The 15162-nt window shown below is 33.8% G+C and carries 18 protein-coding genes; 11 read left to right on the top strand and 7 right to left on the bottom strand.

Annotated features, from left to right (window positions below; translation table 11 throughout):
- The first annotated feature begins 11 nt into the window (after positions 1-11).
- Positions 12-578 (top strand): NADPH-dependent FMN reductase, encoded by a 567-nt coding sequence (locus JN168_RS11520; RefSeq protein ID WP_042738047.1) that lies wholly within the window; start codon positions 12-14, stop codon positions 576-578.
- Positions 579-806: 228 nt separating this feature from the next.
- On the opposite strand, the gene JN168_RS11515 is transcribed toward JN168_RS11520, so the two are convergent.
- The 5 genes from JN168_RS11515 to JN168_RS11495 all read right to left on the bottom strand — a co-directional run bounded on the left by JN168_RS11515 (position 807) and on the right by JN168_RS11495 (position 4446).
- Entirely contained in the window at positions 807-1142 is a 336-nt protein-coding gene (locus JN168_RS11515) for a transcriptional regulator, SarA/Rot family (RefSeq protein ID WP_042738048.1), read from the bottom strand.
- A 59-nt stretch (positions 1143-1201) separates the two neighbouring features.
- Positions 1202-1711, bottom strand: a complete 510-nt coding sequence (locus tag JN168_RS11510; protein ID WP_126542145.1) for a helix-turn-helix transcriptional regulator — start codon at positions 1709-1711, stop codon at positions 1202-1204.
- 804 nt (positions 1712-2515) lie between these two features.
- The gene (folE2, locus tag JN168_RS11505) at positions 2516-3394 is read right to left on the bottom strand and encodes a GTP cyclohydrolase FolE2 (RefSeq protein ID WP_042738050.1); all 879 of its coding nucleotides are present in this window, start codon (positions 3392-3394) and stop codon (positions 2516-2518) included.
- A 14-nt stretch (positions 3395-3408) separates the two neighbouring features.
- The gene (gene bshB2 / locus JN168_RS11500) at positions 3409-4074 is read right to left on the bottom strand and encodes a bacillithiol biosynthesis deacetylase BshB2 (protein ID WP_042738051.1); all 666 of its coding nucleotides are present in this window, start codon (positions 4072-4074) and stop codon (positions 3409-3411) included.
- 12 nt (positions 4075-4086) lie between these two features.
- Positions 4087-4446 (bottom strand): YojF family protein, encoded by a 360-nt coding sequence (locus tag JN168_RS11495; RefSeq protein ID WP_042738052.1) that lies wholly within the window; start codon positions 4444-4446, stop codon positions 4087-4089.
- Between the two features lie 371 nt (positions 4447-4817).
- Here JN168_RS11495 and nagB point away from each other — a divergent pair, with 371 nt between their 5' ends.
- The 8 genes from nagB to JN168_RS11455 all read left to right on the top strand — a co-directional run bounded on the left by nagB (position 4818) and on the right by JN168_RS11455 (position 11895).
- Positions 4818-5558, top strand: coding sequence for a glucosamine-6-phosphate deaminase (gene nagB / locus JN168_RS11490; RefSeq protein WP_042738053.1), 741 nt, complete (start codon positions 4818-4820; stop codon positions 5556-5558).
- Positions 5559-5666: 108 nt separating this feature from the next.
- A complete protein-coding gene (hxlA, locus tag JN168_RS11485) occupies positions 5667-6299 on the top strand; it encodes a 3-hexulose-6-phosphate synthase (RefSeq protein WP_042738054.1) in 633 nt (210 codons plus the stop codon).
- Between the two features lie 2 nt (positions 6300-6301).
- The gene (hxlB, locus tag JN168_RS11480) at positions 6302-6850 is read left to right on the top strand and encodes a 6-phospho-3-hexuloisomerase (protein ID WP_042738055.1); all 549 of its coding nucleotides are present in this window, start codon (positions 6302-6304) and stop codon (positions 6848-6850) included.
- A 328-nt stretch (positions 6851-7178) separates the two neighbouring features.
- Positions 7179-8552 (top strand): AMP-binding protein, encoded by a 1374-nt coding sequence (locus JN168_RS11475; RefSeq protein WP_229366956.1) that lies wholly within the window; start codon positions 7179-7181, stop codon positions 8550-8552.
- Positions 8549-9706, top strand: coding sequence for a thiolase family protein (locus JN168_RS11470; RefSeq protein WP_279525902.1), 1158 nt, complete (start codon positions 8549-8551; stop codon positions 9704-9706). The genes JN168_RS11475 and JN168_RS11470 overlap by 4 nt, the downstream gene beginning before the upstream one ends.
- On the top strand, positions 9663-10028 hold the full coding sequence (locus JN168_RS11465) for a hypothetical protein (protein WP_229366958.1): 366 nt from the start codon (positions 9663-9665) through the stop codon (positions 10026-10028). Before JN168_RS11470 ends, JN168_RS11465 begins: the two co-directional genes overlap by 44 nt.
- The gene (locus JN168_RS11460) at positions 10028-10291 is read left to right on the top strand and encodes a hypothetical protein (RefSeq protein WP_042738059.1); all 264 of its coding nucleotides are present in this window, start codon (positions 10028-10030) and stop codon (positions 10289-10291) included. Before JN168_RS11465 ends, JN168_RS11460 begins: the two co-directional genes overlap by 1 nt.
- A gap of 191 nt (positions 10292-10482) precedes the next feature.
- Positions 10483-11895 (top strand): MFS transporter, encoded by a 1413-nt coding sequence (locus JN168_RS11455; protein WP_279525901.1) that lies wholly within the window; start codon positions 10483-10485, stop codon positions 11893-11895.
- 702 nt (positions 11896-12597) lie between these two features.
- On the opposite strand, the gene vraX is transcribed toward JN168_RS11455, so the two are convergent.
- Together vraX and thiD are read right to left on the bottom strand one after the other, a co-directional pair.
- Positions 12598-12768, bottom strand: coding sequence for a C1q-binding complement inhibitor VraX (vraX, locus tag JN168_RS11450; protein ID WP_042738061.1), 171 nt, complete (start codon positions 12766-12768; stop codon positions 12598-12600).
- A gap of 340 nt (positions 12769-13108) precedes the next feature.
- Positions 13109-13939, bottom strand: coding sequence for a bifunctional hydroxymethylpyrimidine kinase/phosphomethylpyrimidine kinase (thiD, locus tag JN168_RS11445; RefSeq protein WP_042738062.1), 831 nt, complete (start codon positions 13937-13939; stop codon positions 13109-13111).
- A gap of 169 nt (positions 13940-14108) precedes the next feature.
- Here thiD and JN168_RS11440 point away from each other — a divergent pair, with 169 nt between their 5' ends.
- Positions 14109-14765, top strand: a complete 657-nt coding sequence (locus JN168_RS11440) for a uracil-DNA glycosylase (protein WP_107527371.1) — start codon at positions 14109-14111, stop codon at positions 14763-14765.
- A 3-nt stretch (positions 14766-14768) separates the two neighbouring features.
- A complete protein-coding gene (locus JN168_RS11435; RefSeq protein ID WP_107527372.1) occupies positions 14769-15152 on the top strand; it encodes a DUF5327 family protein in 384 nt (127 codons plus the stop codon).
- Positions 15153-15162: the final 10 nt, after the last annotated feature.

The raw sequence follows: 15162 nt of genomic DNA, 5'->3' as shown, positions 1-15162 counted from the left end.
TGAATGAATCAATGAAAGGTTTAATTATTGTAGGAAGTGCAAAAATAGGTTCTCATACTACAGCTTTAGCTCATTTTTTAAAGGGACATTTCGAAGAACATGATTTTGAAGCAGAAATATTCGATTTAGCTGAGCGTCCAATCCATCAATTAGACGTATCAGGTGCATCAAATCCAAGTGAAGACTATAAACAGAATTTACAAGACTTACAAAGTAAGGCAAGAGAAGCAGACTTTTTCGTCTTAGGTACTCCGAACTATCATGGTTCATATTCAGGTATCTTAAAGAATGCATTAGATCATTTAACTATGGATGACTTTAAGATGAAACCTGTTGGATTAATTGGTAATAGTGGCGGTATCGTAAGTTCTGAACCATTGTCACATTTAAGATTAATCGTTCGTACATTATTGGGAATTGCAGTACCTACTCAAATTGCAACGCATGATACAGATTATAATAAATTAGATAATGGTACACTTTATTTAGATAATAGTGAATTCCAATTAAGATCTAAATTATTCGTTGATCAAATTATTTCATTTGTTAAAAATAGTCCATACGAACATTTAAAATAAATCATACAAACTGATGACTTATTTAATGTGTTAATAGATGACGAGCAAGCATAAATTTGCTAAGTGACACGTATTAACGAAAATAATTAAAAGCACTTCCGTTAAATACATTTTAAGACAATGTATCAAAACGGAAGTGTTTTTTTTGATGTAAATAATTGTATTTTAAAATTATAGTTATCAAGATGATGAGTATGTTTAGTAATGATGTTTGTACATCGTTGATTTTTAATTATCTGCAAGTATAGACTGCACGATATAGTGGTATTGTTCGAGTGTCTGTTTAATTTTAGTTAAATTAATATCATTTAATATAATAAGTCGCTCATCTGAATCATTACGGACTTTTGTTAAATATCCAGAGTTGATTAAATGATTCAATTGTACTGAGAAGGGCATATTACGATTGAATAAGATTTGCTTTAATTCTGTGGAATCTAGTTGTGTTTTATTTAACTGATATAACTTGTCTAGAATAATGATATCTGCGAATGTAAGTTGAAGATTTTGTTTAATAATTTTTTTGATAAGTTTTCTTCTTTCTTCGTAATTAATGAAATTCATATTCAACACCTCAATATTAAAATAGTTATATTGCTATGTATGATGCAATGAAGTTATATTTATCTATCAGTTACAGGGCGAACAATTTCATGAGGGGAACAGTGATGAAATCTTTGGAAATGAGCAATGTAATCTTGATGTGATTTGAAATTATACTTTTCCCAAAGTTGTTCTGAAGGGCGTCCTCTAGATAATTCGCATGTCGAGGCATGTATTTTACAGCCTAAAATATACTCAGATAGTGGGCAGGACATAAATGTTGAAAATTCACGCGATAGGTAACTATAGTTTAAGTAATAGCGTTGTGCAAACCAAAGACAACTATGTTTATCAGTTGAACATTGATTAATGTGCTTGACGATTGCTTCAATAATAGCACTATTTGAAGTTGTAACATCGGCAGCTTTATGATGTACATCTACATGGAAAATATACTGAATCAATTGGTTCAAAGCAGTTTGAATCATCGTTGAATGATGTGCAATTTCAGCAGTTACAACTGTATTGAATTGTTGCTCAATTGTATTAGGTGACGGTGGAGGTTGCTTGACGATTTGTTCTAAGTTCAAATTACGAGTTACTTCATGATAATAGAAATTGTTAAAAGTCAAACGCACTAATGTGCCAGTAAAGTCAATTAACTTAAAATTGTCGTAATCATGGACCCAAAATAATTCCTTCTCCTGATATTTTATTAAACAAGTGTCGTTTAAAATAGTTAAATTGCCATCTAATAAATAATAAATATTTACAAAATATAGTGTACGCAAATCTTTACTTGGTAGTTCTTTGTTATTGAAATAATGTATTTGAAAGTCAATGTCTGAAATCTTTTACTCACTCCTATTTATAAATATTCCGGAATTAGATTAGTTAAATTTTAATATGGAAGACGTATATTGAACATCGAAAAAATTTAAAAAGTGACACATGTTTTTTTAATATTTAATGTTAATATGCTACGGTTTGTAGCAATATTTAAACAGGATTTGTAAAAAAATTGACTTATTAAGCAATAAGGGGGAGTGGATTCTTAAAAAACGAGGTGCTGTTTATTCAAAGTTAATGGTTTTTATTAATTATAGTCGGTATCGGTGTGGATTGAATAAATGTTAACAATTCTAAATAGAGGTAGTTGAAGCGGTATGGTTTGCATAAATAATTCGTTTATATATATTGTGTATGTTGATTGATGTCATATCTCTTAAATTAAAGGAATAAAAAAACACTTCCGTATACATGCTCAGTTAATGAGTGTAACGAAAGTGTTGCTTTATATTTGGCCTGTAAACTGCGTCGATTATTTAACGAGTTAATATAGTTATTATCTGTCATTTATTTATGACACATATTAATTAAAGCGTGATAACAGATTACTTTCTATATTTAAGCTTTGCAAATGCATCGTGTTGATGAATTGATTCTTCATTACGACATTCAATATCAAAGCCATCTAACCAATCAAAACCAACTAAATCTGCTGCGATAAGACGAATTAAATCTTCTACAAAGCGAGGATTTTCATAAGCGCGTTCGGTAACGCTTTTTTCGTCAGGACGTTTCAAGATTGGATAGAGAATTGAACTCGCATTTGCTTCCATTGCATCTAAGATTACATCTTTGAAATCGTCATTTAATATGACATCTTTATTTAGATACGCTTTTACAGTAACAATACCTCTTTGGTTGTGAGCTGAGTATTCACTGATTTCCTTTGAGCAAGGGCAAAGTGTTGTTACTGCAGCTTCAATCGTAATTTCTTTACGTGTAACGTCCTTTTCATCAATAGCGATACCATACGTTACATCAGCATGACCTACAGCTTTAATTTGTGTAACTGGGCTATAACGGTCGAAGAACCATTTTGCAGAAACATCTAATCCGGCTGAAGATTGATTCATGCTTTCTTGTAAGCTACGTAATACATGATATAAAGTATCAAAATTCAACTCAATACCATTGTGATAATGCTTTTCCACACTTTCCAATATACGGCTCATGTTAATGCCTTTTTCATCTTGGTTTAAGCTTGTTGAAAAGCTGAAGTTTCCAGCAGTTTGGAAACGGTCCACGTGAACGGGATAAACTAAATTCTTAATGCCTACTTCTTCTATTTCAAACAAGAAATCTTTATGCGTACTTTGTAAGTCTTTCATTTTTTCTTTAACGGTTGGTTTAGTACCTTCGACAGGATCGACAGAACCAAAGTGTTTCCATCGACCCTCTCTCGTTGATAAGTCAAATTCAGTCATGCTATTTCCTCCACTTAAGATTCAAAGTTATAAGTCCAATAAGGTTCTACTTCTAAGAAGCTCTTTACTTGTCCAGATACATCAGGTGTTGCAAGTTGCTCTAAGAATGGACCTGTTTGTGATGCGTGTGCTTCAAATGCGCGTAGTTTTACCTCTTTATAATCACTGATCTCATTTAGAATGTCAGGTTCACCAAGTTTTTCTTTTGCGTCATTGCTAAATGCTACGAGTTGTAAGCGTGGTCGATCTTCTTTTGCCATACGTCCTACAGTTCTAACTACCGCTTCTGCAGTAGCTTCATGATCTGGATGCACAGCAAATTTAGGATAGAATGAGATAATTACGGATGGTTGTAATTCATCTATTAAAGATTTTACCATGGTATCCATCTCATCGTGTGGTTCGAATTCCACTGTTTTATCGCGTAATCCCATTTTTCGTAAATCGGTAATCCCAATTGCTGCCATTGCATTTTCTAATTCTTTTTCCCTAATATGTGGTAATGATTCTCGTGTTGCAAAAGGTGGATTCCCTAAGTTACGCCCCATTTGTCCTAATGTCAAGCATGCGTAAGTAACTGGGATGCCATTGTCTATATAACGTGCTAGTGTCCCAGCAGATGAGAATGATTCATCATCTGGATGTGGGAAGATTACTAATACGTGGCTTTCCTCTGTCATGATTCGCCCTCCTTAAACTTCAAATGGTTGTGTACTAATTTCTAATGCAGCAGCGAGTTGCCCTTCATAGTTAAAGCCTGCTAATAGAAATTCACCATTGTCATTTACTTCATAATGCGTTAATCCTTGAACATAAACCCAACCGTTGTTAACGAGCTTTAATCCAACTCTGTATGGATCCTTTTCTCCGCCTTTAAGTTGTGCATGTTCATAAGTCACTTGTATATTACGTAAAAATGTTCCTGCGTTAAATACACGTTGATCGAAATGTGCAGCATAAGCACCGTTCGTCGTTTCTACATGTATATATACTGGTTTATTTTCATATGATGAAAGTAGCGTCTGTACTTGTTCAACATTAATTTGTTCCAAAATTTTGCCTCCTTGCCATTAGAAACGGACATTACAAAATTCAATTATAGTCATTGCGTATTGCAAAATAATTTAGAATATAGAAGTATATCTTCTAGTGTAAACGGACTTGTATACATTTTCTACTAGTAATGTGAATTTTATCTCTAACAATCCTACTTTATTAATGATTATCTTCCTATTTTACTAAAAACAGTAACAGAAATGTAACTCTCTGCTCAATTATTCGCAAAGAATTTTAAGTTTTTAATGATAATCTGTGAAAAAGTGCTTATTCTGTTAAAAATCAACAATATTCTATAGTATAGGAATCGACAAGTGCTTCTTAATTTGTTGCAGAATGATATAGCATTTTAATGGAGGGAATTGGTATGAAAATTACAAATTTAGGTACGCGTTCATATGCATCATTTTACGTAGCGTGTGAATTATATAAACAAATGAGTCAACATCCCCACAGTAAACTTGGTTTAGCAACGGGAGGGACAATGGTTCAAATTTATCAATATTTAGTCGATTTATTACACAAGAATCAGTTAGACGTTTCACAGATTGAAACATTTAATTTGGATGAATATGTCGGACTAGATGCTAAACATAAAGAAAGTTATCACACATACATGAGGGATCAATTATTTAGTCGATATCCTCACTTCGATGCATCATTGATCCATATTCCACAAGGAGATGCATCCGATTTAACAATAGAAGCAACTAGGTATGAAAATTTGATAAATCAACAAGGACCAATTGATATTCAAATACTAGGCATAGGAGAGAATGGTCATATTGGATTTAATGAACCTGGAACAGATATTAATAGTCCAACACATATCGTCAATCTAACAGAAAGCACCATACAAGCTAATAGTAGATACTTTGCTGATGAGAATGAAGTACCTAAACAAGCAATTTCGATGGGTTTAGCAACGATTCTCAAGGCTAAGAGAATTATTTTAATTGCTTTTGGTGAGAAAAAAAGGGCAGCCATTGAGGCATTAACTAACAATGAAGTAGACCCAGAGGTACCAGCAACTATCTTACATGCACATCCTAATGTAGAAATATATGTAGATGATGATTCAGCACCGAGAATTGAACCGGTCGTTTAATAGAAATAACTAAGGGTAAACAGATGATGTGTAAAGTTAGATAATTAATGTTTAAATGTAATGTGTAAGTAGATAAACACATTTATTACAATAGAAGGGATGATTATATTGGAATTACAACTAGCAATTGATTTATTAAATAAAGAGGATGCTGCAGAATTAGCAAATAAAGTTAAAGATCATGTGGATATCGTAGAAATTGGTACACCTATTGTAATTAATGAAGGTTTACCAGCTGTAAAACATTTAAGCGATAATATTGATGGTGTGAAAGTTCTAGCTGACTTAAAAATTATGGATGCTGCAGATTATGAAGTGAGCCAAGCGGTTAAATATGGTGCAGATGTAGTTACAATTCTTGGTGTAGCTGAAGACGCTTCAATCAAAGCAGCTGTTGAGGAAGCACACAAACATGGTAAACAATTATTAGTAGATATGATTGCGGTACAAGATTTACAAAAACGTGCGAAAGAACTTGATGCACTAGGTGCAGATTATATCGCTGTCCATACTGGTTATGATTTACAAGCAGAAGGTGTTTCTCCGTTAGATAGTTTACGTCAAGTTAAATCAGTAATTAGCAATTCAAAAGTAGCTGTAGCAGGTGGAATTAAGCCAGAAACAATTAAAGATATCGTGGCTGAAGATCCTGACCTAATTATTGTTGGTGGCGGCATTGCAAATGCTGATGACCCTGTTGAAGCTGCAAAACAATGTAAAGCGGCTATTGAAGGAAAATAATAATGACTGAAATTACAAACTACCGTTTAATACTTGATGAACTTGATAACACATTATCGCATGTGAAAGATAGTGAAGCGGAGACATTTTTAAAGCAAATCATTAAAGCAGAACAGGTATTTGTATCTGGAAAAGGTCGTTCAGGGTTTGTAGCGAATAGCTTTGCAATGAGATTAAATCAATTGGGTAAGGTAGCACATGTTGTTGGTGAGTCAACGACACCTTCTATTACTGACAAAGATATATTTGTTATTATTTCGGGTTCTGGTTCTACAGAACATTTAAGATTATTAGCAGATAAAGCGAAATCTGTCGGTGCAGAAGTTGTATTATTAACAACAAAACCATCATCTCCAATTGGTGACTTAGCAAATGCGATTATTGAACTTCCAGCAGGTACAAAGTATGATGCAGAAGGTTCAGCACAACCTTTAGGAAGTTTATTTGAACAAGCGGCACAAATTTTCTTAGACAGTATTGTCTTAGACTTAATGAGTGCATTGAAAGTTGACGAAGAAACAATGCAACAAAATCATGCAAACTTAGAGTAAGTTACAAATGTAAAATTGCATTGTAGTAATGACTTATATATTATTTAAATAAGAAGAAATAGGTGACGCTAAATCATCGACGATTAAGTTGGTGGTTTAGCGTTATTTTTTTATGCAAGGTGTATTTACTCGACATAAATGGGAAACTATACCACTTTTATAGCAAAATCCTTGAATATATTGTTGTTTCAATAATGAATTGCTAGTGTTGAGTCTGAAAATAGGGATTAATATGTCATCGGTCACCCTATTTGTATTTTTTTCAAAAGCATAAAGTGACTATAAAATGTTAATATATAAAATATAAAAGTTTACAAAGAGAGTGGATATGATGCAACTACTAAATAAGATAGCAAAATATGCTGAACAACAAGGATCGCAGATTGCCCTTGATTTTGATGGAAAGCAATTAACATATGCACAATTACAAGCTGAAATTAATCGAGCAAGACAGCCAATTTCAAAGTTGGAGTCAAATAATATTGTGGCATTAACGATGCAACAACCTCTATTACTGATTGTTAACTATCTAGCTGTTTTAAGTGAAGGTAATATACCATGCGTATGTGATTTTCGATGGACGAATAAACAACGTAAGCAGATATTAGCTCATTATCAAATTCCATATGTTATGGATGATAAATTAACTGTTATTACTACGGGTTATTCACAACAAGATACATATGATAATACGGAGTTACAGTTATTACATATTGGTTTTACATCTGGTACGACAGGTTTACCAAAGGCATATTATAGAGATGAACCATCTTGGATAAATTCTTATGTAGAAAATGAAAAACTACTAACAACAACAATATCGACAATACTAGCGCCTGGTCCCTTATCTCACTCATTATCGCTATATGCATGTATTTATGCATTATATAGCGGGAGAACATTTATAGGACAGCAAACATTTAGTGCAGCATTATTTATAGATCAAATTACAGCAGTACAACAGCAAGTTGCTCTATTTTTAGTGCCTACGATGTTAATTGCATGCCTCACAGGTTATCAGCAACTAAATGGGCAACATTTTATATTTAGTAGTGGAGATAAATTAGCACCACACATTAGGGAAAAAGTGTCACTCATGTTTCCTAAGGCAATTGTTGTAGAATTTTTCGGAACATCTGAAGCGAGTTTTATTAGTTACAATTACAATAATCAGGCGCCTACTAACTCGGTAGGTAAATTATTTGATAATGTATTTGTTCGTTTCGATAACCAAGATCATAATCAGATTGGCACACTTAATATTAATAGTAATATGGTGTTTAGTGGATACGTAGATCAAGGATTTCAACAAGATGAATGGATTCGCACTGGAGACTTTGCATCTATGGATGATGCGGGCTATCTCTATTTACATGGTCGAGAACATGACCGTTTGATTATTGGTGGTAGGAATGTCTATCCATCTGAAGTTGAGGAAGCAATTAAAGGTACGGGATGGTTTGATGAAGTGTTAGTTATTGGACAAGCACATCCTAAATTTGGAGAGATAGCTATTCTATTGTACAAAGCCCCAACATCAATAGACTACATTGACTTAAAGTGCTACTTATCACAGCAAATTCCAAGATATCAGATTCCATCAAAATTAATCAGAGTTGAACAATTTGAATATACTGTAAGTGGGAAAATAGCACGTCATAAGATGAAACAATGGTATAGAGAGAGTGGGGATAAGGGATGAGAGAACCAGTTATTGTCGCAGCTAAACGAACAGCATTTGGAAAGTACGGGGGGCAATTACGCCATTTGGAACCAGAGCAGTTGTTAGCCCCTTTATTCAATTATTTTAAACAAACTTACCCATTTATTATGGGGGAAATAGATGATGTAGTGCTAGGTAATGTTGTCGGAAATGGCGGTAATATTGCACGTAAGGCTTTGTTAGAAGCTCATTTAAGTGATGAAATTCCTGGACTTACAATCGATAGACAATGTGGCTCAGGATTAGAGTCTGTCATTCATGCTTGTCGTATGATTCAAGCGGGTGCAGGTGATATCTATATTGCCGGAGGGGTGGAAAGCGTTAGCCGCTCGCCATGGAAGATTAAACGTCCTCAGTCAGTCTATGATACACAGCTTCCGGAATTTTTTGAGCGCGCATCATTTGCTCCTGAGCATATCGATCCATCGATGATTGAAGCGGCAGAAAATGTTGCCAAATTATATGCAGTGTCTCGCGAGCAACAGGATGCATTTGCATGGCAAAGTCATCAAAAAGTAATACAAGCTTACACTGATGGCATTATACCAAATGAAATAATTCCTTTGAAAATTAGAGGTCAACAATTTGATGAGGATGAAAGTATCAAGCCTAACTTAACAGAACATACTTTAAATCGTTTTAAGCCATTATTAGAACAAGGAACAGTTACAGTTGGAAATAGTTGTATGAAAAATGATGGAGCAGTATTACTTATAGTTATGGAACGTGAATTAGCAAAACATCATGGATTTGATCAAGGTTTACTATTTAAACATAGCAAGACTAAGGGTGTTTCACCTGAAGTTTTAGGCATAGGTCCAGTACCGGCTGTTACAAGTTTATTAACTGATGCAGAATTCACAATGGCTGATATTGATGCTGTAGAGTTAAATGAAGCCTTTGCCTCTCAAGTCATCGCCAGTCAACACGCTCTAAAAATACCAGATGATAAATTAAATATATATGGAGGTGCGCTAGCAATGGGACATCCCTATGGTGCGAGTGGCGCAGCATTAGTTACACGTTTATTTTATATGAATAACAAACAACGAACGATTGCGACAATGGGCATTGGAGGTGGAATGGGGAATGCAGTCTTATTTGAACGATGGAGAGGAAACGTTAGAGATTAACTTTTCTCAAGAGGAAGTTGCTCAATATTATAGCTTTTTTAAACAACCCATAAACAATATAGTACCACCTTTGCAATGTGCACGAATTTGGCCAAAGTTTAAAATGTTTCATAAATTTGAGCAAGAAACTTTGTTATTACAAGAAACAATAATTGAACAATTTGAAGATATCTATGTTGGAAATCAATATACAGCAAAATTAACAATGATAAAGCAAAGAAAAATCAAACAATTCATCCAATATAGCTACAAGTTAGAAATGAATAAAAATTCTGAAAAGTGTATTAATATCACTCAAGTGTTTTTGAGAAAGGTGACGTAATGATTCGAATAGCAAAAAATGAAGTGTTAGATTATTTGCAACTTGTTCATGATAAAAATCCAATCCATCAACAACTTGTGCCAGGTCAGTTGGTTGTAGAAATAGCGAAATTAAGCCTTAATATTTCATGGACAAATTATAAAATTAAATATGTTGAACCTGTTGAAATAAATGAATTCATCCAGTTTGAACTTGCTGAAGTAGGTCATATCATTGTTTCAAATTCGGATAAAAGGGTAAAAATCCACATCCTTAAAATTTAAAGGTATGTATATAAATTGTATGTAGTTAAAAAAGTGGTTTTCAAAAATTGTAAAATTCTTCTGTCTTGTTTTTTTGATTTATTGCAAAATGAATAAAAATAAAAAATAGGAAATTAGAGAATTGTATTCAATTTGACAAAATAGATTAACTACGTATAATAATATAACATGTTAAGGGGAGTGACATGTTCATGGATTATGATAAGGATTTTGATAAAAGTAACATAAATAAGGTAGATCCTAAAGCAGCTAAAAAAACGGTATTTGCCACTGGTATTGGTAATGCGATGGAGTGGTTTGACTTTGGTTTATATTCTTATTTAGCAGTTATAATCGGACAAAACTTTTTCAGTTCGGTAGAAAATGATCAACTCAAAACTATTTTTACCTTTGCAACGTTTGCAATTGCATTTTTACTTAGACCTGTTGGTGGTATCATCTTTGGTATTATCGGGGATAAGTATGGTAGAAAGGTAGTATTAACAACCACGATTATCATGATGGCATTTTCAACATTGTTAATCGGATTATTACCTACATATGATCAAATTGGTGTTTGGGCACCTATACTACTGCTATTTGGTAGGGTGTTACAAGGATTTTCAACTGGTGGAGAATATGCAGGTGCGATGGTGTACGTAGCGGAATCTTCACCTGATAATAAAAGAAATACACTTGGTTGTGGACTAGAAATTGGTACTTTATCTGGTTACATAGCAGCTTCGATTTTAAGTGGTTTATTATTCTTCTTCTTAGATGATCAACAAATGGCATCTTGGGGTTGGAGAATTCCATTTATACTTGGACTATTCTTAGGTATCTTTGGTTTCTATTTAAGAAGACGATTAGAAGAGTCGCCGGTATATGAAAATGATGTTGCGACACAACCGAAAAGAGACAACATTCGTTTCTTTACAATCTTAAGATATTACTATAAAGATATTCTTGTTTGTTTTGTAGCAGTTGCATTCTTCAACTGTACTAACTATATGGTAACTTCATATATGCCTTCATATTTACAAGAAATAATTAAACTAGATAGCACAACTGTTTCATTTTTAATTACGATTGTAATGGCGATTATGATTCCATTAGCGTTAATGTTTGGTAGAGTTGCAGATAAGATTGGTGAAAAGAAAGTATTCTTAATTGGATTAATCGGAACAGCATTGTTTAGTGTTGTATCGTTCTCATTCTTCCAATCTAAATCATTAGTATTGATTATCATCGGTATCTTTATTCTAGGTTTCTTCTTATCTACGTATGAAGCGACGATGCCTGGTTCTTTACCGACAATGTTCTATACACATATTAGATATAGAACTTTAGCTGTAACGTTTAACGTATCTGTATCATTATTTGGTGGTACAACGCCATTAATCGCTTCTTCATTAGTAGCGAAAACGGGAGATCCATTATCTCCAGCTTATTATTTAGCGGCAATGAGTGTCGTTGGAATAATTGTAATTTCATTATTACATGTAAGTACGGCAGGTAAATCATTAAAAGGTTCTTATCCAAACGTACAAAATGATAAAGAATATGAATATTATGCCAACAACCCAGAAAAAGCATTATGGTGGGCTAAAGACAAACGTGTTTAATTACTAGAAAAAATAGTATTGGAATAATAAATACTGTTAATTGTTTCATGTCTAGGACATTGAAATATTTAGAATGAAAAATAAGTGCATGGAATATCGCACTATATTGAATAAAAGAGATTCTGGATTGTAAATTTCAGAACTATAGCACTCAGATGAATTCATCCAATTTATCTGAGTGTTTTTTATGCTGTACTATGTTTTATGAGCTTGGTTTCTTAGAAACGGTTTTCTAATTTAAGTAGATATGTGTGGTATAGATGTCAGACCGAAAGGAATAGAATAACCGATTCTCTTTCGATTGTAAGTTGAAATGTGTATGATAGATACTTTGATAAATCGAGTTATTTGAAGTATAAGGTGTCGAACGTAACGAATATTTATTTAAATTAACTAAAGAGCAAAAAACAAGGAGGCTGTCATATGACAACCTCCTTGTTCTATTGGCATAACACGTGTTAACGACAATACTTCGAGTTGCTCTCCAAGTGACAAAGGGGACAATCTTTGGTCGAATGGGCGTTATGCCAATTAGGGTGAGTGTTTTTAGGAATGTTTTATGCAAAGTAGACTAAAGGGGACAACTTTAATCATACTTTTGAGTTTTAACTTCATATTTTTTGGGGGTAGTTATTTATGTTCTTCTGAATTTGTTCATCGAGCTTTATCTGTTTAGTCTTTGATGTTCGTTCAATCATGTGATTAATAGCTTAATTTCATACTATCAACATCACCTTCAAGTAGAGAGAGTAACTTATATAATTCGTTTTTACTAAAGTTCTCATCAAATTTAACAGTTATCGATTTAAAGGTCTTGGTGATAATTTCATAAATTGGGTTTCCATTTTCGATTGTCTGTTTGTAGATAATCATGTTGTAATTCCCTCCTTTGTCTCTCTACACTTAATATAGTAATATAATACGTTATATTTATCATGAGTCTGTAGTATCAACTTTAATTCAGACTATTGTCGTACTAGAATGTTAAGCTCATGTTAACTATATTTAAGGTATGTCAGACACTAACATTGATCGCATTTAAGCAAGAATTTAAAACAACAAATTTAGTGTTTATGAGAAATAATTAGAATGAATTCCTTCTATATAATAATGCAGCCATGAGTTGGAAGGAATATGGACACAAACAAAAAAGGTAGTTGCATAGCGAGTATGCGACTACCTTTGAGAGATTGTATATCGTTCTAAAGCGACTTTAAACTTCAGTTACATCGATATCAATATGTTCGATACGGTTATAAGCACCATGATCTACAGGTCCGACGAATTCATTCATCTTCCAACCATGTTTAATTGCAGATGCTACAAATGCTTTAGCAGCGATAACTGCTTCACGAGGTGATTTGCCATTTGCTAAATAAGCAGTTGTTGCTGCAGCAAAAGTACAACCAGCCCCATGATTGTAACTTTGTTGGAACATATCTGTAGATAATTGATAGAATTTATCGCCATCAAAGTATAAATCATAAGATTTATCTTGATCTAAAGCCTTACCACCTTTGATGATAACGTGTTGTGCTCCGTGGTCATGAATAATTTTAGCTGCTTCTTTCATGTCCTCGATCGAAGTCAATGTACCTAAGTTGGCTAATTGACCCGCTTCAAATAAGTTTGGTGTCACTACAGTTGCCTTTGGTAACAAGTACTTAATCATTGCATCTGTATTCCCAGGATTTAGTACTTCATTTTCCCCTTTACAAACCATAACTGGATCTACGACAAAATAGTCAGCACCTGATTCAACAAATGCTTCACCGGCACGTTTGATAATTTCTTCAGTTCCTAACATCCCTGTTTTGACTGCATCAGGTCCAATAGAGATAGCAGTTGCAAGTTGCTTTTCAAATACATCAAATGGCAATGGTGTAACATCATGAGACCATGTTTTTGTATCCATAGTCACGATAGAAGTCAACGCCACCATGCCATAAGTATCTAACTCTTGAAATGTTTTCAAGTCTGCTTGCATACCTGCACCAGCGCTTGTATCAGAACCAGCAATTGTTAGTGTTTTCTTTAAAGCCATTGAAGTTCACTCCCTATATTTTTATATGATAATATCATACCACGATTGTCGACTATTCTAAATAATGAGAATTTATATAATCTATGGATTGTTTAAATGAGTTTAATAGATGTAGTAGTAACGTAGAAGTTTGCTATATGTTAATATATACAATGAGGTGATTCACTATATGGAATGGTCCGATATATTTCATGAAATTACGACAAAACACGACTTTCAAGCGATGCATGATTTTTTGGAAAATGAATATACGACACAAATCGTTTATCCAGATAGAAAAGACATATACCAAGCCTTTGATTTAACACCTTTTGAGCGAGTAAAGGTAGTTATTTTAGGTCAAGATCCTTATCATGGACCAAATCAAGCACACGGGTTAGCTTTTTCAGTACAACCCAATGCTAAATTTCCACCATCGTTGAGAAATATGTATAAAGAATTAGAAGATGATATTGGCTGTCACAGAAACTCTCCGCACTTACAAGATTGGGCGAGAGAGGGTGTATTATTATTAAATACGGTATTAACAGTTCGCCAAGGCGAAGCGCATTCACATAAAGATATTGGTTGGGAAGTATTTACGGATGAAGTAATAGCGGCAGTATCTCACTATTTATCGAACGTAGTATTCGTATTGTGGGGGAAACCTGCACAACAAAAGATCAAACTAATTGATACAGAGAAACATCATGTAATCACAGCGCCCCATCCGAGTCCATTATCAGCATATAGAGGATTCTTTGGCTCGAAACCATATTCACAAGTGAACGCATACCTTGAGTCACATGGAATTAGTCCAGTTAACTGGTGTGAAGGTGAGGAATAATATATGGAAAAGGAAAAAGTAATTCAACTTATTGAACAAGAGCTTGTGCAAGCTGATGAAGCGAGTAGTAAAGTTGAATTTGAAAAACATATCTATGCAATACGTACATTGACAGAACTTGTAACAAGTGATTCGAACAATGTATCATTCTATGAGCAACGACAGGTATTATCTAAATCTGCACATTCACAAGGATTATCACAATCAAATACATCGGTAACAACGAATCAACCGAAGAGCGATGAAATATCAATGGCTGAGTTGAAGGCGATGGGTGGTCATGTACCATCAAAGCAACAAACGACGACAAGTGATAACGCTGTGTCAGGAAATCGAATGGTTACTGATGATGAATTAGGTAATGGCGAATCTATTTTTGACTTTTAATATAGAAGGG

This window comes from Staphylococcus gallinarum (assembly GCF_029774255.1).
Lineage (GTDB): Bacteria > Bacillota > Bacilli > Staphylococcales > Staphylococcaceae > Staphylococcus > Staphylococcus gallinarum.
Note: the sequence above shows the minus strand (reverse complement) of the source record. Positions and strands in the feature narration are given on the sequence as shown.

Bases quoted from the DNA above. Each gene is read 5' to 3' on its own strand.
- JN168_RS11455 (WP_279525901.1), top strand. From the start codon at position 10,483: ATGGATTATGATAAGGATTTTGATAAAAGTAACATAAATAAGGTAGAT.
- JN168_RS11470 (WP_279525902.1), top strand. From the start codon at position 8,549: ATGAGAGAACCAGTTATTGTCGCAGCTAAACGAACAGCATTTGGAAAG.
- hxlB (WP_042738055.1), top strand. From the start codon at position 6,302: ATGACTGAAATTACAAACTACCGTTTAATACTTGATGAACTTGATAAC.
- JN168_RS11515 (WP_042738048.1), bottom strand. From the start codon at position 1,142: ATGAATTTCATTAATTACGAAGAAAGAAGAAAACTTATCAAAAAAATT.
- JN168_RS11475 (WP_229366956.1), top strand. From the start codon at position 7,179: ATGATGCAACTACTAAATAAGATAGCAAAATATGCTGAACAACAAGGA.
- JN168_RS11465 (WP_229366958.1), top strand. From the start codon at position 9,663: ATGCAGTCTTATTTGAACGATGGAGAGGAAACGTTAGAGATTAACTTT.
- JN168_RS11460 (WP_042738059.1), top strand. From the start codon at position 10,028: ATGATTCGAATAGCAAAAAATGAAGTGTTAGATTATTTGCAACTTGTT.
- thiD (WP_042738062.1), bottom strand. From the start codon at position 13,939: ATGGCTTTAAAGAAAACACTAACAATTGCTGGTTCTGATACAAGCGCT.
- folE2 (WP_042738050.1), bottom strand. From the start codon at position 3,394: ATGACTGAATTTGACTTATCAACGAGAGAGGGTCGATGGAAACACTTT.
- JN168_RS11440 (WP_107527371.1), top strand. From the start codon at position 14,109: ATGGAATGGTCCGATATATTTCATGAAATTACGACAAAACACGACTTT.
- nagB (WP_042738053.1), top strand. From the start codon at position 4,818: ATGAAAATTACAAATTTAGGTACGCGTTCATATGCATCATTTTACGTA.
- JN168_RS11520 (WP_042738047.1), top strand. From the start codon at position 12: ATGAAAGGTTTAATTATTGTAGGAAGTGCAAAAATAGGTTCTCATACT.
- JN168_RS11435 (WP_107527372.1), top strand. From the start codon at position 14,769: ATGGAAAAGGAAAAAGTAATTCAACTTATTGAACAAGAGCTTGTGCAA.
- vraX (WP_042738061.1), bottom strand. From the start codon at position 12,768: ATGATTATCTACAAACAGACAATCGAAAATGGAAACCCAATTTATGAA.
- bshB2 (WP_042738051.1), bottom strand. From the start codon at position 4,074: ATGACAGAGGAAAGCCACGTATTAGTAATCTTCCCACATCCAGATGAT.